This window comes from Geobacter sp. PheSNFMC (genome assembly GCF_059620965.1).
The window spans coordinates 1-19992 of sequence record NZ_JCAMRN010000023.1 but is presented as its reverse complement, the minus strand read 5'-3'; the positions used below and the strand labels follow the sequence as shown (position 1 = coordinate 19992).

Annotated in this window: 19 protein-coding genes and 1 tRNA gene; 8 read left to right on the top strand and 12 right to left on the bottom strand. The window is 61.6% G+C overall.

Translation table 11 applies throughout. The features are described 5' to 3' along the window. Window positions 1–19 precede the first annotated feature (19 nt). From AC6CDK_RS06820 to AC6CDK_RS06805, 4 genes are all read left to right on the top strand, one after another. A complete protein-coding gene (locus tag AC6CDK_RS06820; RefSeq protein WP_192905879.1) occupies window positions 20–937 on the top strand; it encodes an NAD(P)H-binding protein in 918 nt (305 codons plus the stop codon). Between the two features lie 72 nt (window positions 938–1009). After that, window positions 1010–1663 (top strand): isoprenoid biosynthesis glyoxalase ElbB, encoded by a 654-nt coding sequence (elbB, locus tag AC6CDK_RS06815; protein WP_039647394.1) that lies wholly within the window; start codon window positions 1010–1012, stop codon window positions 1661–1663. Between the two features lie 51 nt (window positions 1664–1714). Then, the gene (locus AC6CDK_RS06810; protein ID WP_039647395.1) at window positions 1715–2317 is read left to right on the top strand and encodes a porin family protein; all 603 of its coding nucleotides are present in this window, start codon (window positions 1715–1717) and stop codon (window positions 2315–2317) included. Between the two features lie 453 nt (window positions 2318–2770). Beyond that, window positions 2771–3220, top strand: coding sequence for a GSU0071 family protein (locus AC6CDK_RS06805; RefSeq protein ID WP_192905880.1), 450 nt, complete (start codon window positions 2771–2773; stop codon window positions 3218–3220). 70 nt (window positions 3221–3290) lie between these two features. On the opposite strand, the gene nrfD is transcribed toward AC6CDK_RS06805, so the two are convergent. The 8 genes from nrfD to tadA all read right to left on the bottom strand — a co-directional run bounded on the left by nrfD (window position 3291) and on the right by tadA (window position 8369). Continuing rightward, on the bottom strand, window positions 3291–4544 hold the full coding sequence (gene nrfD, locus AC6CDK_RS06800; protein WP_039647401.1) for an NrfD/PsrC family molybdoenzyme membrane anchor subunit: 1254 nt from the start codon (window positions 4542–4544) through the stop codon (window positions 3291–3293). Window positions 4545–4546: 2 nt separating this feature from the next. After that, window positions 4547–5320 carry a 4Fe-4S dicluster domain-containing protein gene (locus AC6CDK_RS06795; protein WP_039647403.1) on the bottom strand — a complete coding sequence of 258 codons (774 nt, stop codon included), beginning with the start codon at window positions 5318–5320 and terminating at the stop codon, window positions 4547–4549. Beyond that, window positions 5313–5795: a hypothetical protein gene (locus AC6CDK_RS06790; protein ID WP_039647404.1), complete on the bottom strand. Its 483-nt coding sequence runs from the start codon at window positions 5793–5795 to the stop codon at window positions 5313–5315. The genes AC6CDK_RS06795 and AC6CDK_RS06790 overlap by 8 nt, the downstream gene beginning before the upstream one ends. A 99-nt stretch (window positions 5796–5894) precedes the next feature. Further along, complete coding sequence (locus AC6CDK_RS06785; RefSeq protein WP_039647406.1) at window positions 5895–6542, bottom strand: carbonic anhydrase; 648 nt, start codon at window positions 6540–6542, stop codon at window positions 5895–5897. Further along, on the bottom strand, window positions 6523–7230 hold the full coding sequence (locus AC6CDK_RS06780) for a peroxiredoxin-like family protein (protein ID WP_145915431.1): 708 nt from the start codon (window positions 7228–7230) through the stop codon (window positions 6523–6525). The genes AC6CDK_RS06785 and AC6CDK_RS06780 overlap by 20 nt, the downstream gene beginning before the upstream one ends. 69 nt (window positions 7231–7299) lie before the next feature. Continuing rightward, the gene (locus AC6CDK_RS06775; protein ID WP_039647409.1) at window positions 7300–7512 is read right to left on the bottom strand and encodes a GSU3473 family protein; all 213 of its coding nucleotides are present in this window, start codon (window positions 7510–7512) and stop codon (window positions 7300–7302) included. Window positions 7513–7678: 166 nt separating this feature from the next. Then, window positions 7679–7768, bottom strand: a tRNA-Ser gene (locus AC6CDK_RS06770). Between the two features lie 61 nt (window positions 7769–7829). After that, window positions 7830–8369, bottom strand: a complete 540-nt coding sequence (gene tadA / locus AC6CDK_RS06765) for a tRNA adenosine(34) deaminase TadA (RefSeq protein ID WP_039647415.1) — start codon at window positions 8367–8369, stop codon at window positions 7830–7832. A 727-nt stretch (window positions 8370–9096) separates the two neighbouring features. Here tadA and AC6CDK_RS06760 point away from each other — a divergent pair. Beyond that, window positions 9097–9600: a methylated-DNA--[protein]-cysteine S-methyltransferase gene (locus tag AC6CDK_RS06760; protein ID WP_039647417.1), complete on the top strand. Its 504-nt coding sequence runs from the start codon at window positions 9097–9099 to the stop codon at window positions 9598–9600. Here the strand turns inward: AC6CDK_RS06760 and AC6CDK_RS06755 are convergent. Then, window positions 9597–9842 carry a hypothetical protein gene (locus AC6CDK_RS06755; protein WP_039647419.1) on the bottom strand — a complete coding sequence of 82 codons (246 nt, stop codon included), beginning with the start codon at window positions 9840–9842 and terminating at the stop codon, window positions 9597–9599. The two genes, AC6CDK_RS06760 and AC6CDK_RS06755, sit on opposite strands and share 4 nt — an antisense overlap. A gap of 154 nt (window positions 9843–9996) precedes the next feature. Further along, complete coding sequence (locus AC6CDK_RS06750; RefSeq protein WP_039647421.1) at window positions 9997–11640, bottom strand: hypothetical protein; 1644 nt, start codon at window positions 11638–11640, stop codon at window positions 9997–9999. A 580-nt stretch (window positions 11641–12220) separates the two neighbouring features. On the opposite strand from AC6CDK_RS06750, the gene AC6CDK_RS06745 reads away from it, so the two are divergent. From AC6CDK_RS06745 to AC6CDK_RS06735, 3 genes are read left to right on the top strand one after another with little or no spacing between them, the layout of a single operon-like run. Further along, complete coding sequence (locus AC6CDK_RS06745) at window positions 12221–13639, top strand: B12-binding domain-containing radical SAM protein (RefSeq protein ID WP_066358442.1); 1419 nt, start codon at window positions 12221–12223, stop codon at window positions 13637–13639. A 32-nt stretch (window positions 13640–13671) separates the two neighbouring features. Next, window positions 13672–14262 carry an acyloxyacyl hydrolase gene (locus AC6CDK_RS06740; RefSeq protein WP_039648439.1) on the top strand — a complete coding sequence of 197 codons (591 nt, stop codon included), beginning with the start codon at window positions 13672–13674 and terminating at the stop codon, window positions 14260–14262. Between the two features lie 7 nt (window positions 14263–14269). Beyond that, a complete protein-coding gene (locus AC6CDK_RS06735; RefSeq protein ID WP_192905881.1) occupies window positions 14270–15799 on the top strand; it encodes a carotenoid oxygenase family protein in 1530 nt (509 codons plus the stop codon). Between the two features lie 14 nt (window positions 15800–15813). Here the strand turns inward: AC6CDK_RS06735 and AC6CDK_RS06730 are convergent, their stop codons facing one another. Both AC6CDK_RS06730 and AC6CDK_RS06725 read right to left on the bottom strand, forming a co-directional pair. Continuing rightward, window positions 15814–17286, bottom strand: a complete 1473-nt coding sequence (locus tag AC6CDK_RS06730; protein ID WP_039647425.1) for a sigma-54-dependent transcriptional regulator — start codon at window positions 17284–17286, stop codon at window positions 15814–15816. Continuing rightward, window positions 17283–19544: an ATP-binding protein gene (locus tag AC6CDK_RS06725; RefSeq protein ID WP_226048502.1), complete on the bottom strand. Its 2262-nt coding sequence runs from the start codon at window positions 19542–19544 to the stop codon at window positions 17283–17285. The genes AC6CDK_RS06730 and AC6CDK_RS06725 overlap by 4 nt, the downstream gene beginning before the upstream one ends. Between the last annotated feature and the right edge of the window lie 448 nt (window positions 19545–19992).

Genomic DNA, 19992 nt, shown 5'->3' with positions numbered 1-19992 from the left:
CATCTGCCCAGGAGGAATTATGAACCCCGGAGAAGGGATCGTATTGGTCACCGGTGCAACCGGATTTATCGGCAAGCGGCTCGTGTCGGCCCTGCTGGCCGGCGGCCACCGGGTGCGCTGTCTTGTTCGGCGGCCCGATGCCCCGCTTCCCGACGGGGCAGAGCGGGTGGTGGGCGACATCCTGACCCGCGAAGGACTCGATGCCGCCCTGGCGGGGATCGACACTGCCTTCTACCTGGTTCATTCCATGGCAGGCGGCCGGGCCGGGTTTGAGCGGCGGGACCGTGAGGCGGCGGAAAATTTTGTAACCGCGGGCAACCGGGCGGGCCTGAGGCGGGCCATCTACCTCGGGGGGCTCGGCGAGACGGGCGATCATCTGTCGGAGCACTTGGCGAGCCGCCTCGAAGTGGCCGCCATTCTGCGGCGGGGCTCATTCCGCACCACGTTCCTGCGGGCTGCCATCATCATCGGCGCCGGCGGCGCTTCCTTCGAAATGATCCGGGCGCTGGTGGAGCGCCTGCCGGTCATGATCACTCCCCGGTGGGTCTCCACGCGCTGCCAGCCCATCGCCGTAGGGGACGTCATCCGCTACCTGACCGGCTGTCTGGAGGACGAGCGGACCACGGGTGAAACCTTCGATATCGGCGGCCCCGATATCCTCACCTATCGGGAGATGATGGAACGACTCGCAGGCGTGGAGAAAACATTCACCATGATCCTGTCAGTGCCGGTGCTGACTCCCAGGCTTTCGTCCTACTGGGTTGGCCTTGTCACGCCGGTTCGCCCCTCTATCGCCATCCCGCTCATCGAGGGGTTGAAAAACGAGGTCGTCTGCCGCGAAAACCGGATTCGTGACCTCATTCCCTTCCCGCTCACCACCTACGAGCGGGCCGTGACGATCGCACTTGCGGAAGAGAAGACGAATGATTACAATTAGCACCGCTTTAAGCGGCACCCACAGAATATCGTCCGGCATCATTATGATTCCAGGACAACGAAGGAGGAGCCCATGAAAAAGATCGGTGTTGTTCTTTCCGGCTGCGGCGTCTATGACGGTAGCGAGATCCACGAGGCGGTCCTGACGCTCCTCGCCATCGACCGCAACGGTGCCGAGGCGGTCTGCATGGCCCCGGGCATGGAGTTCCGCGAGGTGAACCACCTCACCTCCCAGGAAACCGGCGCCACCCGCAACGCGCTTGTGGAGGCTGCGCGGATCGCCCGGGGCAAAATCAGGGACGTGAAGGATGTGTCGGCTGCGGAGCTCGATGCCGTTATCTTCCCCGGCGGTTACGGCGCGGCAAAAAACCTGTGCACCTTTGCCGAAAAAGGGGCGGCCGCCACCATCCACCCGGAGGTGGCCCGCCTCATCCGCGAGATGGCCGTGGCAAAAAAGCCCATCGGCGCCATCTGCATCGCCCCGGCCCTCATCGCCGCCACCCTCGGCCGCGACTACAAGCCGAAGGTGACCATAGGCACCGATGCCGGCACCGCCGCCGCCATTGCGGCAACAGGCAGTGAGCACATATCCTGCCCGGTTGCCGAGTTCGTCATTGACCGGGAAAACAAAATCGTCACCACGCCCGCCTACATGCTCGCCAACCGCATCTCGGAAGCGGCGGAAGGGATCGAAAAGGCGGTCAAGGCCGTCGTGGAAATGGCCTGACAACTACAGACGCCAAACGGCGTCGCGATCACGACACGGAGGTTTCTCGACATGAAACGACTTATTGCCCTGCTCTGCCTGACTCTGACCGTCGCTGCCGGCAGCGGAACCGCTTTGGCGGAAAACATCAAAGGCCGCCTCGGGATCACCGGCAAGATCGGCTTTTACCTGCCCGGCGACAGCGACTTCGACAACTACAAACTGGAAACCGACGCCGGCTTCCTCGGCGGTGGCGGGCTGATCTACGGGGTGACGAACAACCTGGCGGCAGAGATCGACGTGACCCATACCAAGTTCGGTTCAGAGTTGGTGTCCGGCCTTGACCAGGGTGATTTCTCGATTACCAACATCGCCCTGGGAGTCCAGTACCGCTTCGATACCCCGCAGCCGAAGCTCTCTCCCTATGCAGGGGGAGGCATCGACATCCTCCTCAGCGATTACGATCGCCCGGGCGGGGCCGATGTGGACACCACCGTCGGCGTTCACCTCTGCGGCGGACTTGATTACTTTCTGACCAAGCACCTTGTCCTGAATGCCGAGGTAAGGGGGGTCGTGGCTCCCGAAGTGGACATCGACGCACCGGGGGGCAAATCGGGCAATTTTGACCCCAGCGGCGTTGCCGGCACCTTCGGTGTCAGACTCTTTTTCAACTGACGCGACGACATGCTCGTCACAAAATAAGAGGGGACGGCTACTGCCGTCCCCTCTTATTTTGTCCGGAACACCCCTTATGCTCCTCGCATTTTGTCCAACCTGCTCGCAGTAATGCGAAATTTCCGCCCCTCTCCCGATCCGACTGCCGGCACGCGTACCGTCCCCTCCCAACTTGATACAATGTGCAAACAATTTAGACACAATGCACCCATTGAAATCTGTAGTAAAATTATATACACGACTCCGGGATCCCGGAGCCGCAAGGAGATTCATCGGAGCACCCCGCAAAGACTGTTCGATGGCACGTTTTATGAATATTACCAAGACAGCCACGGCATTCCGGGCGAGGGGTAACCAACAATCGACAGTCAACCACCGGGGCAGGCCAACGCTCCGGTTTCCTGGCTACCCGGCATGCCCCGCAAGAATACGCCATACCCCGCGGGAGGGACCATGGACACTACAGTGATCGACGAAGCCATCGATAAATACGTGCACGAGCGGATGGAGAAGGGAAAAAAGAGCGCTGCGGAACGTTTCCTGTCCTATGCCTATCTCAAATATGCGGGGGACGAGGCGGGCGAGTTTCTGCGCAAGGTAAAGGGGCTGACCCGCTACTACGTCGACTTCCTGACCCTCATGGAGAACCCCTTCAAGGGGCCCGAGCTTGCTTGGTTTGCCTCCATGGTCGTAATGGGAATCGTCTCGTGCGTCATGCTCAATGAAGAAGAAACCCGGTTGGCCGGTATTTTCATCCTGTCGGGGACCGTGGTGCACGCCTGGTCACTGCTCCGGATGGTTGCAAAGAAGTGGCGCGAGATCGGCGTGATGATCGCCATTTATCGCGAGATTATCGAGATTATCGAACGGGAGACATCATCGCTTCCCTCCTCTGCCCGATGATGCGGACATCCTGTTCTCTCCTTCTGGAGGGCGGCTCAAGGCCGCCCTTTTTTTCGCCCGGAGCGCATCGTCAGTGGTTCTCGTCTGACCCGAACACCGGGAAAATCCGGGAAAGAAGCCAGAACAGAGCAAAGGGCACCACCCCAACCGTCAGCGCTCCGAACAGCCCTTCCTTGAACGTCTCCAGATCATGGGGAACGATCGGCAGATGATAATGCATGAAGCCGGCAAATGAGGCGGAAAAGGCCTGACCGCCGATGACCACGTTCCACCGCATCATAAAGACGCCGAACAGTACCAGCAGCGTGCCCACGACCGCCCGGCGCACGGTGAGCCCGGGCAGGAGGAACAGAATGAATGGCACAAGGTTGCCGAGGCCATACTGGAACACGAAGATGGCGACAAAGTCCTTGCCGTAGATGACGCTGCGCAGGATATCCCACGACTTGACCGCCGTGTAGCCCCGGAAGATGAGGTCCAGCAACTCCAGAGTGATGGCCAGAATGAGGAACATGATGAGATACCGGGAGGTCATCCTCACCACGTTGGCTTCCACCCCTCCCAGTTCCGCCGGGGTCGGCAGTCCCGGGTTGTCCCTTCGCCGCCAGACCGCGACGGACTTGCGCAGCTCCATGGTGGCAATGTAGGTCAGGATACAGAGCGCGATCCCCGACACCACGGCGGAGCAGATGAAAATGACCGGCATGAGCGGAGTCATCCAGAGGGCGTTGGCCTTCACGGAGCCGAAGATGAATCCCGCGTAGCCGTGAAGGAAGCAGGCCACGGGAATGCCCACTGCCGCCAATATCTTAACGGCCTTTTCATCCTGCTCCAGGGCATGGTGGCTCACGTCCCAGGCACCCAGCACCAGCACCGAATAGAGGCGCATCCGGATGGTTTCCGCCCGGGTGCGCTCCCGTTGTTCCTTCAGTTGTCGGGCCGTGACGGCGAAATACCCCCGGTAGACGAACCAGAGTTCCGAGGCGACGATCATCCCGTAGGTGAGGAAGACGATGCCGAAAGCGGCGATGGCCGACGTGAAGTGCGGCGTCATGAGGACATGATGGTTGCGTAGCGGCTGTTGCAGGTGCAGCAGAAGCGGCAGGGGCGCGCAGGGGAGGAGCGCGAAGGAAAAGACGAGCGAAAAGCGGGCAATGTCCTTCAACTGCTTGACCCCGAACACATGGTAGAGTGACGAGAGCACGAAGGCGCCGGCCACAAGGCCGGTCAGGAACGGGTACATGACGATCTGGATGGTCCAGTAGATGTACTCGTTGGGATAGACGAACAGCTCCTTGACGGTCCATGCCTCCCCGTGCACCATGGCTAGCGTACCTCCCTGGAGAGCCCCACATAGTAGACCTGAGGCTTGGTTCCGTACTCCTCTTTGAGGATACCGACCCGCCCAGTCATGATGGTCCTGGTGATCGGGTCATTGGGGTCGCGAAGATTGCCGATCCGGCGGGCTCCGAACGGACAGGCGTCGACGCACGCCGACGTCATCCCCCGGGAGATCCGGTGGTAACAGAAGGTGCACTTCTCCGCCACCTTGTACACGGGGTGGAAGAAACGGACCCCATACGGACAGCCCATGATGCAGTAGCCGCAGCCGATGCACCATGAGCGGTCCACGAGCACGACACCGTCGGCGGTCTTGTAGGTGGCCCCCACGGGGCAGACCTGGACGCAGGGCGGGTTGTCGCACTGATTGCAGAGCTTGGGGACAAAAAAGGCCTTTTCCACATCTTCGTCCCCCACGTCCCGGAGTTTTCCCGTACCGACCTCGATTCTCCTGTCGGTGAAACCGTCGCGGGCCCCGCGGGGCGAATCGATGAGAACCTCCCCATCCCTTTTCACCACGTAACGCTCGACCCACGTGCGGGTCACGTTGGCTTCATAGGGGATATCGTTCTCCACCTTGCACGCCTTGACACAGAAACCGCACCCCACGCATTTGTAGGTATCAACCAGAAAGGCCCAGCGCAACTCCGGCCGTGCCGCCAGCAGCCTTTCCGGGTCGACCAGCTCAAGGACCGCCGCCGGCGCCGCCAGTCCCGCAACGACCACCATGCTCCGCCTCAGAAACTCACGTCTATTCATGGCGCTTCAACTCCTCCAGATTGGGGTGGTGGGGATCGTGACAGAGCCGGCATTCGGCCTGGGAGTTGTGCGTATCGGGATCAATGCCGCGAATCTGCGATCTGCCGCTGGACGGCGTCACGAGCTTTGCGTGGCAGCGGAGGCACAGCCGGCGGCTGTGGTCGATGGTCAGGGTCGGCGGGTCCTTGGGGTGCCCCAGGGCAGGCCCGTGACAATCCTCGCAGGGAATGACGCCATGGGGAGAGCGATCGATACCGGCGACCTTGGCAGCATGACACCCGGCACAGTAGGCCTTGGTCCGGTACTTGACGGAGACCTGCTTCCACTCGTTTTCGTTCCCCTTGCGGTGCCAGCCGTACATGTACCCTTGCTCATGCACCCCGAAATCATCCGGCACCAGGAAGCTGCGCGCCAGGAGCAAGGCGCCGGCAACGCCGAGCGCAACATAGAGGGGACGCCAGACATGACTCTTCACGCAACCTCCTCTCCAACCATACCGCCACTCTTCCGGCGATGCCGGCAGCCGGGACAGCGCTTCCTCGGTGGGAACGGCAAGACGCCTTTGCGACGCGCCCTACGGGAGTGGACAATACTCCGCGGCCCGGGGCGAAGCTGACCCCCCCTCCCCGGACTGTTCAGTGGACAGAATCTTGATTTCGCCGCTCTCCATGTCGTAAATCCAGCCATGGATGCTCAGTCTGCCCTGGCGCATGGCAGTACGGACAAAGGGATATTCGCGCAGGTGTTCCAACTGGAGGCGGACATTTTCCTCCACGATGAGCTTCATGCGCTGTTCAGGAGCGAGTCCGACATGGAGCGCCCGGATCCTTTCGTCGACCCGTTCCTTGGCCTTGTAGGCATTGATGAGCCAGATGGGGATGTACTTGTCGTCAGCCCGCTCCTCGTCCAGGGCCTGAATGCCGCCGCAGCCGTAGTGGCCGCAGATCACGATATCGGGGATGCACAGATGGTTGATCGAGAATTCGAGCACCGCCGAAAGGTTCCAGTCATTGACCGACACCACGTTCCCCACGTTACGGTGGACAAAGACTTCTCCCGCCTTGGTCTGGGTGATGGTGTTGACCGGCACCCGCGAGTCGGAGCAACCGATCCAGAGGACTGTCGGGTGCTGCCCCCGGGCAAGGGTCGCAAAGGCCTCGCGCTCCCTTTCGAAGACCTCGGCAACGAAGCGCCGATTCCCCTCAAGAAGCCTGGTTATCATCGCGCCCTCTCCCCTGGCGGATCCGCTCCAGCACGTCGAGTATCGTCGCCGGTTCGAGGCGCCGGGTGTAATCGGCATCCACGAAGGAATGCCGGATGGTCATGGTCCCATCAATGACGAACGTGCCGGGGAGCGGCAACTCCCAGGATTCGTCGCCGTTGTAATCGGCAAGGTTCACTCCGAACCCGAGGTAGATGCGACGCATTTCTTCGCCCAGCGGATACACGAGACCAAAACTACGGGCGACTGCATTGCTCACGTCGCTCAACACCTCGTACTGTAAAAAATTCTTGAGTAACGTCGCCTGAGACCTGTCCGGAGTCTGGGGTGAAATGGCCAGGAGTTCGCCCCCCAACTCCCGAATCCGCGGCAATACGGCTTGATAGGCCCGCAACTGCAGGCTGCAGTACGGTCACCACGCCCCCCGGTAAAACGTCACCACCGCCGCCGCCTTTGCCGTCACCTCGGAGAGGCGGATCTTTTGGCCCACCGCATTGGGCAGGGTGAAGTCCTGCGCCCGATCGCCAACCGCTGCAGCATGCTCTACTATCCCCGACAGCACCAGTTCGGTGACAGCGCGTTGAATCACTGCCGCATGCTCGGCAGGCGCTCCGGCGAGGTAGTTTTCCCTCAGGATGTCGAGCTCCTTCTGCAGTTCGTAGACAGGCCGTTGCTCATCGCTCACCACCATACCCTCCCCTGGAGGCAAAAAGACCGGAACCCGCACAAGGCGGGCACCGGTCCCCATGCTGTACGTTCAGGCAGCCCGGTGCAGGCTGTTCTCCATACGCCGTCGCTCGGGACCCGGATACCCCCTGCCCATGCTCCGTCTGAGCGGATCCCGTCCCACCACTGCCCAGCCGTCGGAACGGAGGAAGGCAACGACCCTGTCATCATCCAGATACTCCTGAAGTCGCCATGCTTTGAGCATATCATAGGTGTCGTTCGCATATCGGACCCTGATGAGCATTGGTAGCACCTCCCGCAAGGGAATTTGCCGGTCCGGACGGATAGTTCCTGAAAGTTTAGCAATCGGGCTGCAACTGTCAATGTATCTGCATTGGCCGCCTTGAGGTAATCATGCTGTTACTGCAAAGAAAAAGGGGCAGGCCGTTCACCGGCTGCCCCTTTTGGTATGGCGGAGAGATAGGGATTCGAACCCTAGGTACCGCAAGCGGTACAACAGATTTCGAGTCTGCCGCCTTCGACCACTCGGCCATCTCTCCGTAAGCATTGCTGGATCCTACATGGAATGCGGGTCGTTTATATCTCATTTACAAAAAAAACTCAAGGCTCTGGTGGCACCTTCCTTTCATCGGTGAAAAGCACAGGGGTGGTCTTGGTTTTTTTCCTGCGGCGAAGGTCACGGAAGAAATCACTCAACATCGTTGCGCATTCTTCCCGGCAGACGCCGGGGGTCAACCTTACCTGATGATTCAAGCGCGGGTCCGACGAGAGATCATAAAGAGACCCGGCGGCGCCGCCCTTGGGGTCATAACAGCCGAAAACGACCCGTTCGAGCCGGGCGAGGATAATGGCCCCCATGCACATGAGGCACGGCTCCAGCGTCACGTACAGAGTTGCGCCCGTCAGACGCCAGTTTGCCGACCTGCGGGCAGCCTGCCGGATGGCGATCATTTCGGCATGGGCGGAGGGATCGTTGCTACCCTCGCGGAGGTTGTACCCCCTGCCAATCACCGCACCGTTGCGCACGATAACGGCCCCGATAGGAACTTCGTCACGGGCCGAGGCCTTTGCGGCCTCCCGAATTGCCTTTTCCATCCAATAGGCATCGTCACGAACGGGCTTTTTTTTCAATGAAGGCATTACCCTATTACCATGCGCCCGGCCAGTCTCCTGGCGGGAGTGCCCGACTGGCTCCGGATGAAAAAAGGGGCCAGGCAATCTGCCTAGCCCCTTTAACATATCGCTCCAATTGACAATTAAAACTTTGGGCAGCAAATTACCACTTATAGTTAACGTTGACAAGGGAAATAACCCGCTCCTACTGGGTAGCCAGCCGGCCTGACAACCACAACGGCGCGCCGATGATAGCGTGAAAGTGCCGCTTTAACATTTACACAGGCACTCTGTAGCCTGCCCTGGCATCTAACTGTTACAGCAAAGATCCTTGCTGCTTCTATGGTACAAATCGATAATAGCCGACACCGTCATCAAGCCGCTTTTATACCGGTGACGTTGTAACGACGCCTGAGATAGTGCAAATCTCTCATATGTCTTCTTGTGCTATTTACACCTATCAATTGCCTAATGCTCATAGGGCTCGCCTTGATACAAAATTATTAATATTTAACCCAGAACAAAAGCATGAATAAATAGAAATGCTTGTTGCATGGGATCCGACTTAATAAATCTGGGGCCTGACCAAAAAGAGGAATCCGGCTGTTATAATGATTAGAATTGCTGTGTACCTTGGAGGACTGTTGATGGAATCTAAAAGCCTAAAGGCAAACAGTAGTAAAGCAGAGGCGTTCGCGGCCTGCGTTGCAACAGGTAGTAAAGTTACCGGCCACGGATTTAAGGAGGCGCCACGATGAAACGGTACTGCACCATCCGGACACCCCTGGGCGACATGGTGGCCCTGGCGGAGGGGGACCACCTGAGGGGGCTCTGGTTCACGGATCAAAAGTACGTGCCTGAGGATGCCGGAGATCGGGTGTATGACCCGGATCATCCCCTTTTTGTGGAACTACGTCGGCAACTTGATGCCTATTTCGCCGGCCGGCTGCGGGAGTTCAACCTCCCGCTGGCTCCCGAGGGGACCCCGTTTCAGATGGCGGTCTGGAAACTTTTACGCACCATCCCCCGGGGAACGACCACCACCTACGGCGCCCTGGCCATCCGCATGGCCCAAGGCAGGGAAGGGCGCGCCACCTCGGCCCGGGCGGTGGGGAGCGCCGTGGGCCGGAACCCCATCGATATCATCATCCCTTGCCACCGGGTGGTGGGGGCGGACGGTTCCCTTACCGGCTATGCGGGTGGGCTCGATCGCAAGGCGGCTCTGCTGAGCCTGGAAAAGGTGAAGGTTTCCGGCTAATCCGGGCCTTTTCCCGGGGGGGGCGTTTCGGTCCGGACCATCTCCGGCGCGGCAACGGCCCTGTAGCCGCCGGGAATCTCGAACTGCCCCGGCGGAACCGGCCCCGGGACGACCTGTTCCCAGGAAACGACCGCACCACGTTCATCCTCCCACCGTAGCGGAACCGGCAGCGGCGGGACCGCCTCCCAGAGGTATCCCTTGAAGGTGGTGCCGTTCTGGATTATCTCCGCGGCGCATTTCACGGCATCCCGCCCGTCCAGCCGCTCCTTTCCCAGTTCGGTGCGGGTGATCCGCAGGGCGGGATCGAAAAAGAGAGGGATGTCTCTCCGCAGGTCGCTCAGGGGTATTTCCCGATAGGTGGCAAGCGTGGGCGCCCCACTGCAGAGGGGTACCGGACTACCTCCTGACCACGGTCGAAGCGGTCTTCAGGTTGTTGGCGCCGTTGATGTCCTTGTCGCTGGTCACTTTCGCTTCCCACGTGACCGTGGTCCCGTAGGAGGGAGCGGTCCAGACGAAGCTGTAGACCGCAGCACTGTTATCGGCCGGCGTTGTGATGGTCTGGGAGAAGTTGCCCACGACTCCACCCCTGGAATCCTTGCCCACCAGGGTCAGGCTGCCGGAGGCAACGCCCACCGGCAGGTTGTCCACCGTAACCTTCAGGATTTGGACAGAATTTTTGCTCGCTCTGGTCGGTATGGACACAGCAGTGACGGCAAGATCGATCGACGGCACCACCACGCCGTCGGGATCCTCATAGGTGACCAGCAGTTGGGCGCTGCGGACCACGGTCGGCTTGCCCACCTCGCCCTTGATGTAGAGCATCAGGTCCAGGTCCCGGGTGAGGGGGCAGTCTTCCATGGAATAACCGTCAAACGGATCGTAGTTGCCGAAGATGTCGGTATGCTCGTCCAGGAAATTGTGCCAGTTTTTCGAATCCGCCAGGACCGGCAGTCCGGTAACGGGATCCTTGATGCTCAGCAGGTCGATGGTTGTCGTGGTGGGGGTACCCACCTTGTACTGGGGGATTTCCACCCCCGGCAGGTCCTGGCCGAACTTGCTGGACTTGAGGCGATAGCGGGGGTTGGGCCCGCCAAAGGGGTCGCGGTCAAGGGTCGTATACCAGGCATTGGTGTACTCGAAAAGCCCGGTGGCCGGATTGAACGCCTTGAGCACCGTGCCGGCGGGCAGCGGTTCGAGGTCGCCCCCCTCCTGGGAATCGACCGCAGACACCCAGGTGCCGGCGGGGAGCCCGGAGCATGCCGCCGGTGCCAGGGCCGGCGCGGTGGGGCAGGTGGTGTATTGGGGCAGGATGCCGGTGGCATTCTCGTTTTCGAAATCCTCGGGGCGGATCTGGTCGTTGGGGCTGTTGGTGATGTCGTGATCAACCACGAGCTTGGCCGAGGTGACCTTGTAGTTGGCTCCGGCCACCTTCCACGTGTCCGGCAACGGCAACGCGGCATAGATGTAGACCGGGGTCGGCTCCTGGTTGTAGTTTCCCCAGAAGTACAGGTACTTGCCATCATCTTTCATGCGTTTATTGTAGTCGATCCCTTCCTGGAGAGGATTCGGATCGGCAGGGTCGCGCATGAGGTGGTCCATGACCACATACTTCTCGGTGGCTGCCTTGGCCTTGAGAGCACCGAGCCCCTTCGCCCATTCGCCGCCGATGGGCCCGGTCTTCCAGTTGCCGGTTTCGTTGTTCTGGACCTTGATGCCGATGACCTTGCCGGTACCGTCCAGGATGTCGGCGACGCGACCGTCGTCATACACGCCGTCACGGGGTTTGGGCTTGAGCGCCGAGGGGTCGAAGTCCTTCACGTACCAGCCGTAGACCGAATCGATGCCGTAGTAGGTGAGCCCTCCCTCCACCACGGGATTGCCGAGACAGGTGGAGCCGATGATGCCCCGGCCGCACTGGATGTCTTCCTTTTTGAACACGTGAGTTGTGGTGTGGCTGACGGACACGGCGTGGGCCGCGCCGGCGGCGAACAGCATGCCAATGGTCATGGCGGATACGTGTGCGATGTTCTTGTGTTTCATTCCCTTTCTCCTCCTGTGAAGTTCGTTCTGTTCCGGTTGAAACGCTCTCCGGCCAAGCCGGAACAGATATCGTGCCCGCAGTAGTGCGGAACGGGCATCTCTCCTTTCCATCGGGTAGCCGACGCCCCATGCGGGCCGTTCGCCTCCCTCATGCGCACCAAAGGGTTACGCGACGATCAACAAGCGTGCCCATGCACAGCAATGCATTAAACGCTACCAAGCATCTTGCGTTCCAATACGGTCAAGATTATCTTTTATACATAAATGCAATCTAATTGTCCAAAAATATTCATTTCCTTATAGACAATCATTGCATTATCGCGTGATGCTGGATTATGCATAACTACGCCGTATAACCGTGCAGCCCGATCCATGAACGGGCAGAAATCATTGTTTTGGCATGAAATACAAACCGTTGGGCAACAACCGCCCCATGACCGCCACGTCCGCCTTTTCAAGCGGACGACGACGAACACGTTCCCGCCCTGCCGCAGAGAGCTGTTGACAGAGGCCTGACTGCTCTCTACTCTTGAATGTACGAAACAACCTGACCGACGCCGACCGGCGTCCCGAGGACCACGTGCGCATCCTCTTCGTTCACCCCCACGGCAGCAACTGGATGGGTGCCGGCAACGACATCACCGCCATCTTCAACCTCATGCCCCCCCTGGGAATGTTGAGCATCGCCGCGTTTCTGGAGGCGCGGGGCATGGAGGTGGAGATCATCGACTGTTACGGCACCGGCCACCGGGGACAGGGCCTGGTGGATGAGATCGTCCGCCGGCGACCCGACGCGGTCGGGTTTTCCTGTACCACCTCGTCGTTTCTCGAAGGGTACGCCCTGGCCGAAGGGCTCAAGGAGAGGCTCCCGGACACCCCGGTGATCTTCGGCGGCGCCCATGCCTGTTCGGTGGGGGTGAGCCTCCTGGACCGGTTCCCGGCCATCGACTACCTGGTCCTGGGCGAAGGGGAACAGACCCTGTACGAACTTGCTGCCGCAAGTTTTCGCAACGTGGAGAAAATTCCCGGCGTCGGCTACCGCCGTGACGGCGTCGGCACCCTCTCTGCGGCCCGGGAGCTCATCGCCGACCTTGACACCCTCCCCTTCCCGGCCTACCACCGGCTTCCGGACTTCCCCCGGCGCTATGCCCTGCCCCTGTTCAGCTACCCCAAGGCCCCCAACACCAGTGTCATTTCGAGCCGCGGATGTCCCTACCAGTGCTCCTACTGCGACCGGTCGGTCTTCAGCCGGGGCTTCCGCTTCAACTCGCCCGAGTACATCGTGGAGCACCTGGCCTACCTCAACCGGGACTTCGGCATTCGCCACGTCTTTTTCTACGACGATCTTTTCACCGCCGACCGGGGCCGCGTGGCCCGCTTCTGCCAGTTGAAGGAGGCACGGCGGCTGCCGGTGACCTACAACTGCATCGCCCGCCTCGAACATGTGGATGCCGAGCTGCTGGCGCTGCTGAAACGCTCCGGCTGCTGGCAGGTGAATTTCGGGATCGAGTCCGGCGACCCGGAGGTGATCAAAAAGCACCGGAAGTACTACGGGCTCGACGAGGTGCAGACCAAGCTGGCCATGGTGCGCCGGGCCGGGATGCGGGTGAAGGGGCTGTTCATGCTGGGGCTGCCGGGCGAGTCGGAGGAATCCATCCGCCGGACCATCGATTATGCTTTGATGCTGCCCCTGGACGAGATCAACGTGACCAAATTCACCCCTTTCCCCGGCGCGCCCATCTACCGGGACATCCGGGCACAGGGGGAGTTCGACGAGAACTGGCCCCTCATGAACTGCATGAATTTCGTCTTCGTGCCTACGGGGATGAGCCGGGACCAGTTGGAGGGGCTCTACAACGAATTCATCCGGCGCTTTTACCGCCGGACCCGCATCCACTGGGGATACACGCAGATGCTCTGGAAGTCTCCCGGCAGCATCCTCAGATTCCTGCGCCACCTGCCGGAGATCCTTGCCTTCGAGATGAAACAGAGATGGTGAGAGCGCCGCGGCACGAAGCCGGCGAGGTGTCCATGAAACGTTATGCGATGATCCTGCTCCTTTTGGCAGGCCAGATGCTTTCGGCAGGTGCCGGGCATGGGGAAGAGCCGGCTGTGCGGACCGCATCCGGCGAGTTCACCATCCTGGGGGGCTATGGTATCACCCACAGGGGGTTCGGCGCCACCCGCACCCAGGTGGAGACGGTGGATGCCATCCTGCGCTACGGACACTTCCTCTCGGGAGAGCTGGGCATCGGCCATTGGTTCCAGGGGCGCCACGAGCTGCTGGTGGAAGTGCCGCTCCACCTGACCCTGGACCCGCGCGTACGAACCATGACCGGCGGCTACCTCCTGGGCAGCTGGAAATTCACCGCCCTTGAGGGGCTGGCCCCCTACGTCTTCGCCGGCGGCGGCGTCCTCTACAACGACCTGGGACTCGACACCCAGGGGACGCGGCTCAATTTTTCCTATCAGGGGGGAACGGGGCTCCAGTGGTTCGTGCGGCCGGACACCGCCCTGGGGGTCGAGTACCGCTATCATCACGTCTCCAACGCCGGCACCGCCGAACCCAATGAGCCTCTGAATTCGAGCAAGTTTCTGCTGGGGGTGTCGGTCTACCGGTAGGTACGCCATGGACAGAAGGAACTTTTTCAAAACCGCCGGGCTGGCCGGCATCGCCCTGGGGCTCGCCGGCTGCGCCCGGAGCCTCCCCTTTGGCCGGGACGTCTTCCCCGACTTCGGCGACGATGCCCGCCCCTACCTGGGGCTTGCCACGTCGCTGCGGGAAGAGCACGACTACGGAGCCCGGGTAGAGGGGACCATCCCCGCGGGGCTGCGGGGCACCCTCTACCGCAACGGACCGGCCCTCTTCGACCGGGGGGGGATGCGCAAGCGGACCCTCCTGGACGGGGACGGCATGGTGCAGGCGTTCCGCTTCGGCGATGGCGGGGTCAGGTATGCGAACCGCTTCGTGCGAACCCGCAAATTCGTTGAAGAGGAGGCTGCCGGCCGTTTCCTCCATCCCACCTGGAGCACCCAGGCCCCCGGCGGGATATGGGCCAACGTCTGGCCCACGGAGCGCCTCCTGAGCCAGGCCGGGATCACGGTCTTTCCCTGGCGGGGACGGCTTTACGCCTTCGACGAATCATCTTTCCCCTACGAACTGGACCCGGACACCCTGGAAACCGTAGGCGAAACCACCTTCGGCCTGCCGCGCGACCTCACCATCTACTCGGCCCACGGCAAGTTCGACCCGGTCACGGGAGAATGGCTCCACTTCGGCATCCGCTACGGCCCCCGCACCTTTGTCCACCTGACCAGCTTCAACGCGGACGGCACCCTCCGCCGCCACCGGGCCCTGGAGCTTCCCCGGACGATCTACATGCACGACTGGTTCGTGACCGAGCGTCACGTGGTGTTCCACCTCCACCCCGTTGAAATCGCGTACTGGCCCTTCCTGCTCGGCATCCGGAGCATGGCCGAATCCCTCCGCTGGCGCCCCGAACAGGGAACGATCCTCATGGTGGTGGAGCGGGACGGCGAGGCGCCGCCACGCCTGGTGGAAACCGAGGCATGCTATCTCTGGCACACCTTCAACGCGTGGGAAGAACGGGGCGGAATCACTGCCGACTTCGTGGGGTACCGCAACCCGGATCATTTTATCAGCAACGATCCGGTCATCACTGCGGTCATGCTGGGACGGCGGGGAACCTACTCCTATCCCGGCGAGGTCATGCGCTACCGGATCGAGCCGACCAGGGGAACGGTCGCCCGCGAGGTGCTCCATCAGGGGAGCTGCGAGTGGCCCCGCATCGACGAGCGGCTCCGTTGCCGCCCCCACCGCACGGGGTACATGCTCCGCTGCCTGCCCGGCGAATTCTTCTGGTCCATCGTCATGGGGCTCGACCCGGTTACCGGCCGCACCGGCGAGTACAGCTTCGGCCGGGGCGTCTACTGCACCGAGCCGGTCTTCGCGCCGCGGCCCGGCACTCCTGCGGGCGGCCCCGGCTGGCTCCTGGTCGAGATCTATGACAGCCATACCCGCACCAGCTCCCTGGCCATCCTTGACGCCGACAGGATCGCCGACGGCCCCCTGGCCCTTGTCCGGCTCACCCATCACGTCCCCTTCAGTTACCACGGCTGGTGGCAACCGGCTTCATAGCACCACCTGCCGGTTCAATGGGCGGGAAAGAACTGCAGCACCCGCTCCCGCCCGCTCCCTGCGGCACGTACGGGGGAAACGGGAGTGGCGTCGGGAAACTGCTTCAGCCGCTTGGCAAGGGCCTGCCGGGTTATGCCGAGCATGGCCGCCGCCAGGGTCTGGTTGCCCCGGGCGCGCCGGACCGCCTCCATGACCAGCCTGTGCCTGCCCTCCTCAAGGGTCGGCAGCCGCTCGGGGAAAATGATCTCCGTATCGGGTGCCGGGGACGGCAGGTCAGTGCTGTAACCGATCTTCTCCTTGAAGCTGTCCAGGGACAGGACATGGGAGCGATGGCGGCTCACCGCATCGTAGATCATGGCCCGCAATTCGCGGATGTTCCCCGGGAAAGAGTAGATGGACAGGAGCGTGGCCAGCTCACGGGGTGGCGTGGGGCTGCGTTTTCCCAGAGCCTCGGCGGCCTCTGAGAGAAAATGATCGATAAGCAGCGGCAGATCCTCGAACCGCTCCCGCAGGGGTGGTATCTGGACCTGGTGGGCGTTGAGGCGATAGTAGAGGTCCTTGCGGAACCCGTTTGAACCGCTCTTGCCGCTCAGGTCGTGATTGGTGGCGAACACGAGCTTGGCCCGCAGCTTGCGGGGCGTGTCCGAACCGATGGGAAAGAACTCTCCCTCCTGGAGCAGCCGGAGCAGCTTCACCTGGGAGACGTGGCTCAGGTCCCCGATTTCGTCCAGAAAGAGGGTACCGCCGGCAGCCTCCTCGATCATGCCACGCCGGTCGCGCTCGGCGCCGGTGAACGCGCCGCGGGCGTGCCCGAACAGGGTGTCGGCAAAGATTGTATCGTCGAGCCCCGCCGCGTTCACCGCCACCCAGGGCCCACCTGGGCAGCGGATGCGGTGAACGGCGCGGGCGATGAGCTCCTTGCCGACCCCGCTTTCGCCGGTGATCAGGATCGGCTCGCTGCTCTGGGCCACGGCCTCGCAGTACTGGAACACGGCCCGCATCTTCTTGCTGGCGGTCATGATTTCCGCAAAGGCATCCGGATGGGCCAGGTGGTCATCCAGGAACCGCGCCTTGAGGCTGCGGTTTTCGTTGCGCATCTCCTGCATGGAGAACGCCCGCTGGATGCCGGTGATGAGGCGCTCCTTCTCAACGGTCTTCACGTAGTAATCGAAGGCGCCCAACTGCATGCAGCGCACAGCCGTTTCCACCTGGTTCAGTCCGCTCAGGACGATCACCGGGATGTCAGGGTATTCCTGGCCGATCATCTGCAGCAGCTCTGTGCCGGAAAAATAGGGCATGGTCAGGTCGAGCAGGATCAGGCTCACCTCGGTCCCGCGCAGGATAGCCATCACCTGTCTGCTGTCGGAGCATCTGATGATGTTATCGATGCCGGTGGCCTCCCGCAGCGTGAGTGACAGGCTGCGCAGCCACGCAGCCTCATCGTCCACCAGCAGGATGGGCGTGGGGGGATACTTTTCCGGACTCATGCGGCAATGACCTCCTTTTCGGCAGGCAGGGACAGGGTAGCCGTTGTCCCGGCTCCCGGGGCGGACTGGAATTCGAGCGTTCCGCCATAGCTTCTGACGATGCGCATGCAGATGGACAGGCCGAGACCCGTGCCGCCGGTTTCGCGCTTTGTGGTGAAGAACGGATCGGTGATGCGGGGAAGGACCTCCGGGGGAATCCCCTGCCCCTCGTCGCGCACCTGAACCGTGCAGACCCCACGGAGAGGGTCATAGCCGGTGCTGACGGTGATCCCGTTCGTTTTGTCCTGGAGGGACTGGCAGGCGTTCATGATCAGGTTGACCACCACCTGTTCGATCCGCTGGATGCTTCCCTCGAAGGAAGGGAGGCCGGGGGCCAGCTCCAGCACGAAATGGTCGGTGGCATTCTTGATGGCATTGCCCGCCAGGCGGACCGAGGCCCGGACCGCCTCGTTCAGGTCCACAGGCTCGCACTGGTCGGCGCCGTCGCCGCGGGCGAAGTCCTTGAGGTCATCCACGATCCGCTTGATGCGGCCCGCGCCCTCCTCCATCTCCGTCAGCAGGAGCGGCAGCTCCTCGCGCATTTCCGACCAGGGGATCCCCCCGATCGCCAGCTCGCTCTGCCGGTCAACGCGATCCAGCAGCAGGGGGATTGCTTCCCGGCACACCTTTTTGACCAGGTCCACGTTGAGCAGGATCACCGCATTGGGGTTGTTGATCTCGTGGGCCACGCCGGCGGCCAGCTCGCCCAGCGATGCGAGCCGGCTCGTCCTGACCGTTTCCTCCAGCAGGCGGACCTTGTCGGAGATGTCGCTGGCCAGCATGATGACGTGGCTCACCATCTCCGATCCCTCCCTGACCGGGAATGCCTTCACCTCAAGGGTCCTGCCGTCGGGCGTGGTGATGGTGGATTCCTCGTTCTCGCCCGACTCGAATGCCCTCACCGCCGGGCAGTTATCGCAGAGGGTGGTGCGGTTGTAGAGCATCTCGCAGCAGTATTCGCCGGGCACGGTCCGCAGAGGCGCGCCAAAGGGTTCGCCGGCCACCTTGTTGGACCAGACCACCTTCATGTCGTGGGAAATCAGGGTGAGACTGTCGGGGATGCCGTCCAGGATGATCCCGAACTGCCGGGATAGCTGCCGGTAGTTCTGCTCGCTCTGGCGCAGCCTGCGCTCGGCCCGGCGCCGGAGCAGGATGCTCCAGGTGAGCAGCAGGGTGATGCTCAGGGAGCCGAGCAGAATCGCGACGGCCCAGAGAAACTGGGACTTGGTCAGGTTGTAGAACGGCTTGGGCCCGTTGACCAGGATGTGCTTCGGCGGCAGGCGCCGGGGAGATATGCCCAGCCGCTGCAGTTCCTCGTAGTCAAAGATGGGAACGGAGCTGGCCGATTGCACCACAGGAATGTCGGCCACCGGCTCACCATGGAGCACCCGCAGTGCCGCCCGCGCGGCAAGCCGCCCCTGCTCGCGCACATCCACGAACGGCCCCCCCACGGTCCCCTCGCCGAGAAAGACGTTCCAGAAGCTGTAGAGGGGAAGGCCCGCCTGCCGCAGCAGGCCTGTCTGCTCATGGAACGAGAGGAGATTTCCCGAGCGGTCGCGGATCGACCCGTTGATGAGGATTAGGGTGCCGCTGGCAGGGGACTGGAGCCGTGCGATGATCTCCTCGGCCGACAGGTCGTTCCAGAAATCGAACGTCACCCGTCCCGCGAATGCCTGGCTTACCGCCATGAGGCGCTGGGCATTGAGGCGGTCCGTGAGCTCCCGGGTGCCGCCGATGACGATCATTCCGGTCGTGCCGGGATGAAGCGCCAGGGCCTGCCTGATGACCCCCGCACAATCGGGATCGGCCCTGACGCCCGTATGCCGGTCAGAGGCGGTGGGGAGCGGATCGGGGCCGACGGTTGCGCAGGATACGATGGGCGCACCGCGGAACAGGTCACGGCGGTTGGCGAGAGCGTAGTCGAGCGCCTCGTTGCCGGATGCGATCACCAGGTTGAACGACCGTTGCCGCAGCTTATGGTGCAACACCGCGTCAAACATGCGGGAAACCTGGGCGGACTGCCGGTGACGCTTCACGTCGAGATATTCCACATCCATGTGAATCCGCTCGAAGGAATTCGACAGCACATCCTGGATTCCCGCCATGACCTGATCAGCCCACGGATAGCCGGGGTGATAGGAATGGAGCACCAGGATGTGGTTGGCCGCCCGCGCCTCGTAATCGGCGCGTGCCGGAGCGGGATACGCCCCAACGAGCATAACCACCGGCCATAGGCGCGCCAGCGCACAAACGAAACAACGTCGTCGGATCAATCGAAACATAACGCTCTCTTGACAAAAACAACATCGTTAAATCACTGTATTCAATCTAACAAAAACTGTTTATTAGCACTTTCTATTCCACACGGTGATCGGCCTCTCTGTTTCTTTCACCATAACCATACATATCAATTAATAAACGTATCTCCTCCCTCTCCACCGCTGCCCGGCAGGATACCCCCCGCAGAGCGGGAAAACGTGAAATAGCGGCGCCGCATACCGCTCCAGGCGCCAGACCCATTTGATTTCCGGGTGTTAACGTCCTTCTGCTCTTTAGCGTACACTAATGCCATTTCGCAACAGAGGACAGCCCTGTAGCCGCATGATTTTGGTTGGTCCCGGGGGATGGGTATGATATGAGATAGGCCGTGAACACGACTCTCCCATT